Below are 14,880 nucleotides of genomic sequence, written 5' to 3'. Positions count from 1 at the left end.
CTTTTGGAAACACCAGAACTCTATTTTAAAACACATACCGAATGGCGCAAATGGCTTCATAAAAACCATGATTGCTCTAATGGTGTTTACCTCATCTTTTATAAAGTTGAAAACAATGAACCTTCAATGCGCTGGGAAGAAGCCGTAAAAGTGGCTTTGTGTTTTGGTTGGATAGATTCTACCGTTAAGAGTTTGGGTAATGGAAAACGCAGGCAATACTTCTGTAAAAGGAACCCTAAAAGCGTTTGGAGCGCTTTAAATAAAACATACGTAAACGAGCTTACCGCAAATAGTTTGCTGCATGAAGCTGGCCGTGAAATTATTAAAATTGGAAAGCAAAATGGGAGTTGGACGGCTTTAGATGCTGTTGAAAAAGGCATTATTCCGCAGATTTTAAAAGATGCATTTAATGAAAATCCTAGTGCTTATGAAAACTTTAAAAACTTTGCCCCTTCTTTCAGAAAAAGTTATTTGTATTGGTTAAATCAAGCCAAACGCGAAGAGACTAAAAAAAAGCGCATAGCTCAAATAATAAAGTTATGCGCTAATAATATTAAAAGTCGAGATACACGATAATATTTTAAAGATTTAAAAATGCATCAATCATAGGTTTTGAAATTTTAGGATTAGCACCTTCACTCTGTGCTACTAAGGCTCCTACAGAACAAGCATAATCTATGGCTTCTTGAGGATTAATTTTGTTAAGTAATTGGCTAACTAATGTACCCAAAAAAGAATCGCCCGCCCCAACGGTATCCACTACTTTAATGCGATAACCACTATTATAGTAAAGTAAACCATCATATAACAAAACGGCGCCATGTGCGCCTTTAGTAACACAAATCCGTTTAGTATTTGTTGTTTTTGCAATGAAATGTATGTTTTGTACTAAGCTATTATATTTTGAACCTAAAAACGCACTCACTTCATAAAGTTCATCATCATTAAATTTTATAAAATCTGCTTTTTCCATCAAATAAATTAAGGTCTCTTCTGAAAAGTGTGGCGGTCTTAAATTAAGATCGAAAATTTTATAATTCGCATACTCCAAAAGCTTATACAGTGTTTCTTTAGAAGTATCATCGCGTGTAATTAAACTTCCAAAAACTACAGCACCTGAAGCTTTTACCGTATCAATTAAGCTATCTTTCAATTCTATTTTATCATAAGCACTTGGATACTCAATGGTATAGGATGCAGAACCTTTTTCATCTAAAACAACTTTAACCTCTCCGGTTTTATAATCATCCAGTACTTGTATACCATCCGTATTAATGCCATTTTCCTTTAAATACCTTAGTAATTCTTTACCAAGATGATCATTTCCAATAGCGCTAATCATAGCCACATGGTTATCAAATGATTTTGCTCTAAGTGCAACATTTAAAGGTGCGCCTCCAATTTTCTTATGATTAGGAAATACATCCCATAGAATTTCTCCAAAACAGACTATGTTCGACATAAACTAAATATAATTAATAAACATTAGATTCCATGGTACGTTGATTAATAGAGCTTCTAAACACCTCTAGCATACGCTTTGCAATTCCTGTCCAACCAAAATTACGACGTGCAAAACGCGCGCCTTCAACCGATAATTCATTTCTTAATTTAGGATATAAAAGCGGCATAGCCATCATAGCACCAAATTCTTTAGGGCGATGCGGATCTGCGAATAATCCTTGTTTCCCAAAATCTATTAAATCGCATAATCCACCATGAACAGTTATTATACTTGGCGTTCCGCATGCCATGGCTTCAATAGCAACCATTCCAAAAGGCTCGTATCTAGAAGGCATAACAAAAATATTAGCCGATCTATAAACGTTTGCTAAATCTTCGTCGGCAATGTAGTTTTTCCATGATATTTTATCGGCAATACCTAACTCTTCTGCTAACTTTTTGAGTTTTTCAATACCTTGATTATCTTGATCGGATTGATCGCCACCAATAGCTGCTACTAAACGCGCTTCTGGACATAACTCGAACACCGTTGGTAGTGCATGAAACAGCAAATCGTAACCTTTATTATGTGCCATTCTACCTAATGCCAAAATATCTGTAGGTTGAATATCGTACTTGGCTCGTATTCTATCGTTTTCTTTAGATGGTACTGGAAAAAAGCGATTCTCATCAATTCCAGGAGGAATCATGCCGCAGTTTTTAGGCAACACATCATATTGTTTAGTCAATAAATCGACCTGAGGAAGGGTTGTAGCAATAACATAATTACACATTTGATACACGAAATACTCTTTTCTTATACGCTCTTTAAAACGGTATGTCTTTTCCATTTCTTTTTCTTCCATATCGCTACCCATACTATGTTGTTTCCACCAACCAAGTGAGTGCGGAGTATGCACATGCGAAATACCCAATTCTTCAGCTATTTTTTGTCCTGCCCAACCTGCATCCCAGTAATGCGAATACACGACATCATATTTTTTACGTTCCTTTTTAATAGCTGCCAAAGTATTGGTTACAAACTTTTTAAGATGATCGTGCATGTCCTCTTTTCTAATAAATTTTTTACCTCCAAAAGGAATACGCCATACGCTGTAGTTTTCATCTACATGATCGTATTCGGGTTGATCTTCAAACTGTCGAGTTACTAAATCGACTCTTTTTCCTAGTCTGCTAAAACGTTCAGCAAGTTCTAAAACATATACTACTTGTCCGCCTGTATCTGGTTTTCCTAATTCTGCATTTGCTCCAACATAGCCGTGTAAAGAGATCATCAATATCGATTTCATAGTGTTTTGCTTTAGTTATTATATTAATTATTAAATTATTTTTAAATCATGACAAGCAGAGATATATTGCGCTGCAGACCATGCTTGGTAAGCTTTCCCCATAGGTTTTCCGGTGGTTCCATGTGCCCATTCGGTAAACTCCCATTCCACGTTAATACCTTCTTTATTTATTAAAGCGAGTTTATGTAACTCCGCAATAGCTATATCTCTAAAACCTAACTTGTTTACAAACTTTACCCAAAAACCACCCACAAATGGCCAAATACCGCCATTATGATAATGGTTTGGTAGGTTTAATAAATTAACGGTGTAATATGGTCTCCAATCTGGATCGCCTGGGCTTACTACAGGATATACATTAGCTACAGGAAAAGGATCGTTAACCCCAACACCCCACATAAATTTAAAGGTTTGATGTGCTTTTTCAGCATCGATTGTACCATGTAAAAAGGCCAAAATATTTCCTAAAGTGTCGCAACGCCAGCTAAAATCGAAAGGTGTTGTTTGAGCGATTAAATAAGAGGTATCTCCTAATGTAAATTGCTTTTCGGCAAAAGAAACCGATTGAAATAGTTGTTGCTTTGTAGACGGCCAAAAGTTTTGTAATATTTCTTTTTTAATAACTTGCGACCATCTAATATGCTCTCCAGCTTCTTCATGATCACCTAACATTTCCATCATTCGACCAAAACAAACATTAGCACGATACCATAGAATTTCGTCGTAAAGAATGTTATAACTTCTACCGAATAAATCAGTCCAATCTCCGGCTTCAGGAATTTCTAATAAAGCATCATTATTACTATCATGCGCTCCTAACCAACGCATTGTTTCTTTTATATCTGATATATGTGTTCTTAAAAACTCAATATCTTTAGTTTCGTTTACATATTCGTAAAAAGCAATAACCACCCAAATACCACTATCAATGGAACAAATACCACCTACACCAGAATAATCTGGAATATTATCTTTAATACGCACATTTGAAGGTATTTGGCCATTACGAGAAATATGCTCAAACAAAGTTAAAAGTGTTTGTCTTGCACATTTGTGAATCTCTTCATCTTTATGAATTAAAGGTAATGCTCCAATTACAGTAATGGCTCCATCTCTAGCCCAAACGCTATAATAATTCTCGTCGGTACCATGAGCCACATTATCTTTTATAGAACAGGCCGAAAAGCCAAGTGGTGTAATATTCTTTTTTAAGGCCAAAACAGCTTTTTCATAACCTTCGCGAATTAAAGCTACTTTCTCATCGGCATCCTCGGCGGCTAAACTTTCTGATTCTTGTTTTATAAAGAAATCATCTTTATGATCAATATTAATGTCTTTAATTGCTGCACTAGGTAAAATGCCATAATAAACTAAACCTTCAATAATACCATCACTCTTTTCTTTTTCGGTATGATAAACCTGTCTGTGTTTTGTGTATTGATATAACTCTTCGTGTGCATTTGCAACTACAATACCTTTAACGTCTGGTAAATCGAACATAGCCGAATCGTTACCACTATCTCCAGCTACTATAACGGACTCTGGTTTTATATCTAACTTTTTTGTTAACCATTGCAAGGCATTACCTTTGTTAGCAAATTTTGGAAGAATATCTAAAAACTTATCCCCAGAATACACGACATTAATACTCATGTTCGCATTTTCAAAATCTTTTTCTACACTTGTAATAAGTTCTGGACTAGCGTTATGGAAAAAATAACTTCTTTTATAAGCATGCTGAAATTTTGTTGGTTGATCACTAATAGGATGGTCTATGTTTTGAATTAAATCTTCAACAGCTTTTAAATCCCAACCATCATCAAGTACATTATTAAATTCTTTTACGATGCATTTGTCCTTATAATTATAAATGTGTGTACCAACACCAGAAATTATATAATCCGGTTCTGGAAGAACGCCTTTATCAATTAAATTAAGTACATCATCAATTAATCGTCCTGTATTGTAGGTAAGAACAACATCTTTAGGTTTATACTTTTTCCAGGTTTTTCGAAAATTACTTTTATGAGTGTGAAAGTCTATTAATGTATTATCAATATCGAAAGAAAGAAAGTTAATTTCCGGCTTATTTATGTCTTTGTTTTTGCTCATATTAAAAATCTAAAAATTCTACTTTTTTAATGTTTTTTACTTCATTTTGGTAGAAATTAATAGATTTTTGCCGTAAAAACAAGAAAAACCGGCTGATTTTAGACAATATTCTAATTGTGTTAATTAGCAAGCCTTACTTTAAGAATTATGAAAAATAGACTAAATCATTTTGAGTATATGATAATGAGCTTAAAACTAAAATGCTGTAATAGAAAACAATAGTTCTATTACAGCACTTTAAAATTTTAGTATATGTCTTTAGTGATTAAATACCACTTATAAAACTACCATAAGGATCTTTAAATTGAATGCCTTCGGTAAATCTATGTTTACTTAATAATTTATATTCCACCAATGCCCAAAGCACAAACTCTTTAACAAAGTAAGCATCTTCTTTTGCTATGTTTGGTTGAAATTCGGCAATAAGATCATCTAAAGGAGAAATACCATTTAATAAAGCCTCATACTCTTTATCACGTAATTCGTCTAACAACTCAAAGCCTTCTTTTAAATTAAAAAACCAAGATACAATATCATCATACGGGCTTTCTTCTTCTTGTTTTTGAAGCTTTCCAATTTTAGGGAAAAGATCTTCAAACAAACTTTTTACAGCTTCTCCTATTAAATTATATGCTACCGAAGCTGCTCCCTCCTGCTCGCCTTCGTAAACCAACTCTACTTTTCCTGTAATAGCAGGAATTATACCCACAAAATCGGATAGTCTTAATGTTGTAGTATCATCTCCATTTATTAAAGCGCGCCTTTCTGCTGTACTCAATAAGTTTTCTAAAGCGGTTATACTTAATCGTGCACTTACACCACTTTTGGCATCGATAAACTCGCTCTCTCTAGCTTCAAACACAATTTGCTCAAGTAAATCTCTTGCTAAATCTGGAACTTTAACTGTTTTATTTTGACCTTCTACTATTTTTGCTTCTTGTAGGGTAATGCGTCTTGCAGTTTCAATATCCTCTGGATAATGTGTTAGAATTTGAGAACCAATTCTATCTTTTAAAGGTGTTACAATACTTCCTCTATTCGTATAATCTTCTGGATTTGCAGTAAATAAAAATTGCATATCTAAAGGTAACCTCAACTTAAAACCTCTAATTTGAATATCGCCTTCTTGTAAAATATTAAAAAGCGCTACTTGAATTCTAGCCTGTAAATCTGGCAATTCATTAATAACAAAGATGCATCGATTTGCTCTAGGAATCATACCGTAATGAATAACACGATCATCGGCATAACTTAGCTTTAAATTGGCAGCTTTAATAGGATCTACATCTCCAATAATATCGGCTACAGTTACATCTGGGGTTGCCAATTTTTCGGCAAAACGCTCACTACGGTGTAACCATGTTATTGGGGTGTCATCACCTTTGTCCTTAATTAATTCAACGGCATATCGAGAAATAGGTTTTAAAGGATCGTCATTTATCTCGGAACCTGCTACAACAGGAATATATTCATCTAATAAATTTAGCATTAAACGAGCTAAACGAGTTTTTGCCTGACCTCTTAAACCTAACAAGTTAATATTGTGCCTAGATAAAATAGCACGTTCCAACTCTGGAATTACCGTATTTTCGTAACCATGAACACCTTCAAACGTAGTTTCTTTATTCTTTATTTTAGTAATTAGATTATCTCTTAATTCATCTTTTATAGATTTTGATTGATAACCCGTTGCTTTTAATTCGCCTAGTGTTTTAATATTTTCTGTTTTCATATTATATTTTTAAAACCAGAGAAAAAAGACTTTAAATTCTTCTTTTAGCTCTTTTATCTAAATTCTTTATTCCTTTATCTTTTTTACCCCTTAATTCTCTTTTTCCTATTCGTTTCGTAATCTTCAAAAATCATTTCTCCTAATCCTTTAAGCCCTGTATAAAATGCTTTCCCTTGGTTGGCATAGGTAAACTCCCTTACAAATTGCATTAAGTAACTATCTTGTGCTATCATAAATGTTGTAATAGGAATGTGCAGTTTTCTAGCCTGTTGTGCCATCATGTAGCACTTGTTTACTATATGAGAATCTAAACCATTACTGTTTTTATAATATTGTCCGTCTGGCAACCTTAAACAACTAGGTTTACCATCGGTAATCATAAAAATTTGCTTGTTTGTATTTCGTTTTCTACGTAACAAATCCATTGCTAATTGCAAACCAGCGACTGTATTAGTATGATAAGGCCCTACTTTTAAATAAGGTAAATCTTTTATTTCTATTTGCCACGCATCGTTACCGAAAACTAAAATTTCTAAGGTATCTTTCGGGTATCTTGTGGTTATTAATTCGGCCAAAGCCATAGCTACTTTTTTAGCTGGTGTAATTCTATCTTCGCCGTAAAGAATCATACTATGGCTAATATCGATCATTAACACGGTACTCATTTGCGATTTATGAAGCGTTTCTTCTACAACCAAATCGTCTTCAGATAATGTAAAATCGCCAATACCATGATTAATTTGGGCATTTTTTAAACTTTCGGTCATAGATACTTTATCTAAAGCATCACCAAACTGATAATTTCTAAAATCGCCTGTATGCTCATCACCAATACCTTGTCCTTTACTTTTATGATTTCCTTGTCCGCTGCGTTTAATTTTACCGAAAATATGATCTAAAGCTTGTTGCCTAATGGCGCGTTCTGTTTTGGCAGTTATAGCCAACGCTCCATTTCCATCAGGATCAATTTCTTCACGTAAATAGCCTTTTAGTTTTAAATCTTCAATAAAATCGTCGATTGTATACTCTGGTGTGGTAAGCTTATATTCTTTATCCAATTCGCGAAGCCAATCGATAGCTTCATCAAAATCGCCAGAAGTATGTGTAATTAACTCTTTGAAAATTTCAAAAAGTTTATCGAACGGCGATTGGAAAGGCGCTTCATATTTTTTAAACACGAAACCTTTTCTGTAATTTATATTGTTTTTCATAGCCCTATAAAAATACTATATTTTTAGAGGACATTAAAAACTAAATTTAGTTTTATATATACTTTAACAAGAATTAAGTAGAACAGTTATTCTACCCGTCTTAAACCATTAAGATCTTCAATCTTAATAAATTTACCAACGGTAGTAATTAAACCTTCCTTTTTGAATTGAGAAAGCACGCGAATTGCAGACTCTGTGGCTGTACCAACTATACTTGCATAATCCTCGCGCGATAAAAGCACACTTAAAGTACCATCTGGATTTACTCCAAAACTATCATTTATATAAATTAAGGCTTCGGCCAAACGTTGTTTTACAGACTTTTGAGCCATATTTACAATAATATCGTCGGCTTCCTTTAAATCGTTAGCCATATCTTGTAACACATCAAACGAGAATTTAGGATTTTTTTGAAGGTCTGCAATAATTTCACTTTTGGGTATAAAACAAACTTCCATATCGTTTAAGGCAACAGCTTGCAAATTTGAGCTCTCGTCGCTAATTAAAGAACGTTGCCCTAATAATTGCCCTTTAACAACCATTTTTACAATTTGATCTTTACCATTTTCGCTAAGTTTAGATAGTTTACAAACTCCATCCTTAACACAATAAACACCATTTAAGGTATCGCCTTCTTCAAAAATAACTTCTCCTTTTTTTATAACTTTAGAGGTTTTACAAGAAGAAATACGAACCAACTCTTCTTTGGTTAACGATTTTAAAGAATTAAATTGCTTAATAATACACTGTTCGCACTTACTCATACCTCTTTTATAATTTTGAAAGTTCTGTAAAAATAAATAAATCATGACTAATATCATATTTTATTTTTTGCTTAATAGTAACCTTTGCCATAGGTATAAATGAGCAAATATTATGGAGCATAAAACATGTTACCATTGTGGATTAGATTCTACAACTTCAGAAATTATATATGATAATAAATCGTTTTGTTGTAACGGCTGTAAAACGGTGTACGAGATATTCTCGGTAAACGATTTAACGTGCTACTACGATTTACAAAATGCTCCAGGTGCTACCCCAAAAGAAATTGAGGGTAAATATAATTTTCTAGACAATGCTAAAATTGTTGAAAATTTATTAGAATTTAACGACGAGAACACTCAAATAGTTACACTATACATTCCGCATATTCATTGTAGCTCTTGCATTTGGGTACTCGAAAACTTAAACAAACTTCATCCTTCCATAAGCTCATCTATTGTAAATTTTGGAAAGAAAACCGTACGTGTAAACTACCATACCAACAACTTTAGCATTAAGGCTTTAGTAAAACTTTTAAGCAGTATTGGCTACGAACCTTTTATAAGTTTAGACGACTATAGTGTTGGTAAGAAAAATGTAGACCGATCGCTTATTTATAAACTTGGCGTTGCTGGATTTGCTTTTGGTAATATTATGTTTTTGTCGTTTCCGGAGTATTTTGAATCTACAGAATATTGGTTGGAACAATACAAGCCATTATTTAGATGGCTCATGTTTTCATTTTCGCTTCCCGTTGTTTTTTATTGTGCTCAAGATTATTTTATTTCTGCCTACAAAGGTTTAAAATCTAAAATTTTAAATATTGATGTACCCATAGCCTTAGGTGTTACGGTTTTATTTTTAAGAAGTACTGCCGAAATAGTTTTAGATATAGGTACCGGTTTTTTTGATAGTTTAGCTGGCCTTGTTTTCTTTTTATTACTCGGTAAATTTTTTCAACAGAAAACCTATAACTTTTTGTCTTTTGAAAGGGATTACAAATCATATTTCCCGATTGGAATCACTAAGATTTCTTCTGATAATTCGGAGACATCCATTCAAGTTTATGATATTAAAAAAAGCGACCGCCTTTTAATTAGAAATGAAGAGCTAATACCTGTAGATTGTATTTTAATTAAAGGAAAAGCAAAAATTGATTATAGTTTTGTTACTGGCGAATCTGAAACGGTATCCAAACAATCGGGCGACAAGCTTTTTGCAGGAGGAAAACAACTAAACGGTAGCATTGAGGTAGACGTTTTAAAAACTGTAGAGCAAAGTTATTTAACCCAATTATGGAGTAATGATGTTTTTAACAAAAACAAGGAAGATAGTTTTACAAACTTAACCAACGCTATTAGCAAAAAGTTTACCATTGCCATATTATCTATAGCATTTCTTGCCACAGGATTTTGGTTATTTAACGACTCCACAAAAGCACTAAATGTGTTTACAGCGGTACTTATTATTGCTTGTCCTTGTGCCATTGCTTTGGCAGCACCGTTTACTTTTGGCAATATGCTACGTATTTTTGGAAAGCAAAAGTTCTATGCTAAAAACGCTTCGGTAATTGAACAATTAGCAGCTATCGATACCATTATTTTTGATAAAACAGGAACCATTACGGCTAATAAGCAAACTACAATTGAATATGATGGTTTTGAACTTTCTGGTACCGAAGAATCTTTATTAAAAAGTACTTTACGGAACTCTAACCATCCATTAAGCCGGTCGTTGTATGCCATTTTAGAAGAAAACAACATTGTACCTGTTGATGATTATGAAGAGCATATTGGCCAAGGAATTTCTGCAAAACATAAGCAAAATTACATAAAAATAGGATCTGCATCTTATGTGGGACACGCTCTTGAAACGGCAACTTTAAATACCGCTGTACATATTAGCACGAACAACCAATACAAAGGGAAATTTACGTTTTATAACAAATACAGAAAAGGCCTATCGAAGTTATTTAAAACTTTAAAAAAGGATTTCGACCTGGTTATTTTATCGGGCGATAATGCCGGAGAAAAGGAGAATTTAACTAAGCTTTTACCAGCCAAAACAAAACTGCTTTTTAACCAAAAGCCTGATGATAAATTAGAATACATAAAACACCACCAAAATTCTGGTGCTAAGGTATTAATGATTGGAGATGGATTGAATGATGCGGGTGCTTTGGCACAAAGTAATGTTGGCATTGCCATTTCGGAGAATGTTAATGTGTTTTCGCCTGCATGTGATGCTATTTTAGACGCTACTAAGTTTAATAAATTATATCATTTTATTAAGGCCTCTAAATCGGCTATAAAAATTATTAAATGGAGCTTTGTATTTTCATTTATTTATAATATCATTGGATTATATTTTGCTGTTACTGGTCAATTAGCACCTGTAATTGCAGCCATATTAATGCCTTTAAGTTCTATAAGCATTGTGGTTTTTACAACGATTTGCACCAATATAGTTGCCCCACCTAGCCTCCCCATAGGAGAGGAACACGCAAAGTCTAAAAACGATTTACATGAGTAAGAACGTATCAATTTCCTCCCCTATGGGGCTAAGTGCGGCTTTTTGCGTTAGGGATTGAAGAGGAAAGCCCACAGCCCGACGCAGGAGGTGCGAGGACTTGTAACGGAAAGCCCGACCTCTTTTTTGAGGTAACGCCCAAATAAAATGATGAAACATGATAAATATCATCTTTTAAAAAACAGTATAAAAGTACTTTTGAACCATAACTTCTAATAGGTATGAGTGTTATATATATTTTACTTGCGGTAAGCATTGTAGTGGCCATATGTTTTTTTATAGCCTTTATAATTGCTGTTAAAAAAGGACAATTTGACGATAGTTACACGCCCTCTGTACGCATGTTATTTGAAGACGAATTAATTAAAAACAAAACAGAAAAAACAATACTAACCAAAAAAGATTAATAATTATAATTATGAAAATGCAACAATTTCATTACGATAATAAAATCGTTAAAAACTTCATTTACGCCACCATGCTTTGGGGCGTTGTGGGTATGCTTGTAGGATTGCTATTGGCGTTTATGTTTCTTTTCCCAAACTTAACAGATGGTATTTCGTGGTTAAGTTTTGGCAGATTAAGACCGCTACACACCAATGCTGTTATTTTTGCCTTTGTTGGTAACGCTATTTTTGCAGGTGTGTATTACTCCACACAGCGTTTACTAAAGGCCAGAATGTTTAGCGACCTTTTAAGTAAATTAAATTTTTGGGGTTGGCAACTTATTATTGTAGGAGCCGCTATTACACTTCCTTTAGGGTATACAAGCTCTAAAGAATATGCCGAACTAGAATGGCCTTTTGATATTGCTATTGCTTTAGTTTGGGTAATTTTTGGATGGAATTTAATAGGTACCATGCTTAAAAGAAGACAGCGCCATTTATATGTGGCCATTTGGTTTTACATTGCTACGTTTGTAACTGTTGCTGTACTTCATATCTTTAATAGTTTGGAGCTTCCTGTTAGCGCCATGAAAAGTTACTCGGTTTACGCTGGGGTTCAAGATGCTTTAGTACAATGGTGGTACGGACACAATGCGGTAGCCTTCTTTTTAACGACGCCGTTTTTAGGACTTATGTATTACTTTGTTCCTAAGGCAGCTAACAGACCTGTGTATTCTTATAGATTATCTATTGTGCATTTCTGGTCGTTAATATTTATTTATATCTGGGCAGGACCACATCACTTATTATACACAGCTTTACCAGAATGGGCACAAAATTTAGGTGTTGCCTTCTCTATAATGTTATTAATGCCATCGTGGGGTGGTATGATAAACGGATTATTAACCCTACGTGGTGCTTGGGATAAAGTACGTACAGATCCCGTTTTAAAATTTATGGTTGTAGCAATTACAGGTTACGGTATGGCAACGTTTGAGGGGCCAATGCTTTCGCTTAAAAATGTAAACGCTATTGCGCACTTTACCGATTGGATTATTGCACACGTGCACGTTGGTGCCTTAGCTTGGAATGGGTTTTTAACCTTTGGTATGATTTACTATTTAGTACCAAGATTATTTAAAACCAAACTACACTCTTTAGCACTTGCTAACTTACACTTTTGGATAGGTACTTTAGGTATTATTATGTATGCTTTACCTATGTATGTTGCCGGATTTACACAAGCTAGTATGTGGAAACAATTTAATCCAGATGGTACTTTAACATATGGTAACTTTTTAGAAACCGTAACCGAAATTATGCCAATGTATTGGATGCGTGCTATTGGTGGTACCTTATACTTAACCGGTATGCTAATTTTAGTATTTAACGTTATTGCTACTATTAAAAAAGGAAGCAAAGTTGAAGACGAATTAGCTGAAGCTGCAGCCTTAGAGCGCGTATCTAAAAAACGTACTGCAAATGAAGGTTGGCACACGTGGATTGAGCGTAAACCAATACAATTAACTATAGGCGCTACTATAGCTATTTTAATTGGTGGTCTTGTACAAATTGTACCGACTATTGTTGTAAAATCTAATATACCAACTATAGCAAGTGTAAAACCATATTCTCCTTTAGAGTTAGAAGGTCGAGATATTTATATCCGTGAAGGCTGTGTAGGTTGCCATTCGCAAATGATTCGCCCATTTAGAAGTGAGGTAGAACGTTACGGCGAGTACAGTAAAGCCGGCGAGTTTGTTTACGACCATCCATTCCTTTGGGGTAGTAAACGTACTGGACCAGATTTACACAGAATTGGTGGTAAGTACTCAGATAACTGGCACTTTAACCATATGTACGATCCGCAAAGTACATCATCGGGTTCTATAATGCCACGTTACCCTTGGTTAATTACAGGTTCTAGCAGTGAGTTAGATAAATCGATGACCGAGAAAAAAATGGAAGCTATGGTTACTCTTGGTGTTCCTTATACAGATGACGAAATAGCCAATGCACAACAAAGTATGTTAGAGCAAGGTGCTAAAATTGAAGAGAACCTTCATGCCGATCCTGATTTTACAAAAACATATGAAGCGGATAAAAAATACGCTTCGGATAACGGTGAACCATTTATAGAAATGAAAAACCGAGAAATTGTAGCTCTTATAGCGTATTTACAACGCTTAGGAACAGATATTAAAGGAGAAACAGCACAAAATTAATCAACTAAAATTTTAAAAGTCATGTTGAAATTTGTAAAAAACCATATGGATAGTATTGCAGGAATCGAGATTTACCCAGTGATTTCTTTAATTATCTTTTTCACCTTTTTTGTAGTTCTATTTTGGTGGGTAATAACCGCTAAAAAAGATTATATAGACAAGGTAAGTAACATGCCATTAGACAACCAAAACGACGATATATTATGAGACAATTAGTTCCATCCTGGATTCGTGTTCCAGTAGCATTCTTTATTATTTTTGGAGCCGTAGAATTCTTTATAGATTCAGGAGACAAGCCAGCATTTGTTGAGTATCCAGCAGTTTTACTCTTTCTGCTTTTAGTATTATTAATATTAATTGCTATCGAAGCTATTATTGGTGCTTTAGAAAATGTGATGCTTCATAAATTAGATGAAGCTGGTAAAGCTCGTTTTTTAGCAGAAAAAGAAAATACCATTAAATTTACTTGGTTAAAAGAGACGTACCAAAAACTTCTTGGTCAGAAACCAATAGAAGAAGAAACGGAAATTATCCTAGATCATAATTACGATGGTATTAAAGAGCTAGATAATAACTTACCACCATGGTGGGTGTATTCTTTTTACATTTCTATAATTTTTGCTGCCGTTTATTTATTGAGATTCCACGTATTTGATGGCTATACACAAATAGACGAATTAGAAACAGAATTAGCCGACGCTAGAATTGCTTTAGAAGCGTATAAAAAAACAGCTAAAGATTTAGTAGATTTTAATACGGTAACCGTGTTAACTGATGCTGCCGATGTAAAAGCTGGACAAGCCATTTTCCAAAGTAATTGTGTTGCTTGTCACATGGCAGATGGTGGAGGTGGTATTGGACCAAACCTAACAGACGATCATTGGTTATTAGGTGGTGGTATTAAAAATGTTTTTAAAACCATATCTGAAGGTGGACGTTCTGGTAAAGGTATGATTGCGTGGAAAGCACAATTAAAACCTGCACAAATGGCACAAGTGGCAAGTTACGTATTAACATTGCAAGGCACTATACCAGCAAATCCTAAACCTGCCGAAGGCGATATTTGGGTAGATGAAAATGCTCCTGCAAGCGAAGTACCTACAGAGGCTATGGAAACTAAAACAGAAAATATTATTACTGTAGAATAATAGATTTAATAAACAATAC

General features: G+C 34.2%; 12 protein-coding genes. 6 read left to right on the top strand and 6 right to left on the bottom strand.

Going from position 1 to position 14,880, the window contains the following annotated elements; genetic code table 11:
- Positions 1-3: 3 nt before the first annotated feature.
- Positions 4-576, top strand: coding sequence for a YdeI/OmpD-associated family protein (locus HNQ90_RS05920; RefSeq protein ID WP_144116962.1), 573 nt, complete (start codon positions 4-6; stop codon positions 574-576).
- Between the two features lie 4 nt (positions 577-580).
- Here the strand turns inward: HNQ90_RS05920 and HNQ90_RS05915 are convergent, their stop codons facing one another.
- From HNQ90_RS05915 to HNQ90_RS05890, 6 genes are all read right to left on the bottom strand, one after another.
- Complete coding sequence (locus HNQ90_RS05915; RefSeq protein ID WP_144116961.1) at positions 581-1,462, bottom strand: carbohydrate kinase family protein; 882 nt, start codon at positions 1,460-1,462, stop codon at positions 581-583.
- Between the two features lie 13 nt (positions 1,463-1,475).
- A complete protein-coding gene (locus HNQ90_RS05910) occupies positions 1,476-2,753 on the bottom strand; it encodes a glycosyltransferase (protein ID WP_144116960.1) in 1,278 nt (425 codons plus the stop codon).
- Positions 2,754-2,783: 30 nt separating this feature from the next.
- Positions 2,784-4,865, bottom strand: coding sequence for an HAD-IIB family hydrolase (locus HNQ90_RS05905; protein WP_144116959.1), 2,082 nt, complete (start codon positions 4,863-4,865; stop codon positions 2,784-2,786).
- A gap of 265 nt (positions 4,866-5,130) precedes the next feature.
- Complete coding sequence (locus HNQ90_RS05900; RefSeq protein WP_144116958.1) at positions 5,131-6,597, bottom strand: MoxR family ATPase; 1,467 nt, start codon at positions 6,595-6,597, stop codon at positions 5,131-5,133.
- Between the two features lie 83 nt (positions 6,598-6,680).
- Positions 6,681-7,808 carry a vWA domain-containing protein gene (locus tag HNQ90_RS05895; RefSeq protein WP_144116957.1) on the bottom strand — a complete coding sequence of 376 codons (1,128 nt, stop codon included), beginning with the start codon at positions 7,806-7,808 and terminating at the stop codon, positions 6,681-6,683.
- A gap of 86 nt (positions 7,809-7,894) precedes the next feature.
- Complete coding sequence (locus tag HNQ90_RS05890) at positions 7,895-8,572, bottom strand: Crp/Fnr family transcriptional regulator (protein WP_144116956.1); 678 nt, start codon at positions 8,570-8,572, stop codon at positions 7,895-7,897.
- A 112-nt stretch (positions 8,573-8,684) separates the two neighbouring features.
- On the opposite strand from HNQ90_RS05890, the gene HNQ90_RS05885 reads away from it, so the two are divergent.
- The 5 genes from HNQ90_RS05885 to HNQ90_RS05865 all read left to right on the top strand — a co-directional run bounded on the left by HNQ90_RS05885 (position 8,685) and on the right by HNQ90_RS05865 (position 14,861).
- Positions 8,685-11,105 carry a heavy metal translocating P-type ATPase gene (locus tag HNQ90_RS05885; RefSeq protein ID WP_144116955.1) on the top strand — a complete coding sequence of 807 codons (2,421 nt, stop codon included), beginning with the start codon at positions 8,685-8,687 and terminating at the stop codon, positions 11,103-11,105.
- 218 nt (positions 11,106-11,323) lie between these two features.
- Entirely contained in the window at positions 11,324-11,509 is a 186-nt protein-coding gene (gene ccoS / locus HNQ90_RS05880; protein WP_144116954.1) for a cbb3-type cytochrome oxidase assembly protein CcoS, read from the top strand.
- 11 nt (positions 11,510-11,520) lie between these two features.
- The gene (gene ccoN / locus HNQ90_RS05875) at positions 11,521-13,713 is read left to right on the top strand and encodes a cytochrome-c oxidase, cbb3-type subunit I (protein WP_144116953.1); all 2,193 of its coding nucleotides are present in this window, start codon (positions 11,521-11,523) and stop codon (positions 13,711-13,713) included.
- Between the two features lie 21 nt (positions 13,714-13,734).
- Positions 13,735-13,920 (top strand): CcoQ/FixQ family Cbb3-type cytochrome c oxidase assembly chaperone, encoded by a 186-nt coding sequence (locus HNQ90_RS05870; protein ID WP_144116952.1) that lies wholly within the window; start codon positions 13,735-13,737, stop codon positions 13,918-13,920.
- On the top strand, positions 13,917-14,861 hold the full coding sequence (locus HNQ90_RS05865) for a cbb3-type cytochrome c oxidase N-terminal domain-containing protein (RefSeq protein ID WP_144116951.1): 945 nt from the start codon (positions 13,917-13,919) through the stop codon (positions 14,859-14,861). Before HNQ90_RS05870 ends, HNQ90_RS05865 begins: the two co-directional genes overlap by 4 nt.
- The last annotated feature ends 19 nt before the right edge of the window (positions 14,862-14,880 follow it).

The organism is Algibacter amylolyticus, assembly GCF_014202225.1.
In the GTDB taxonomy this organism is placed as follows: domain Bacteria; phylum Bacteroidota; class Bacteroidia; order Flavobacteriales; family Flavobacteriaceae; genus Algibacter_B; species Algibacter_B amylolyticus.
This window is presented reverse-complemented; position numbering and strand designations above follow the sequence as displayed.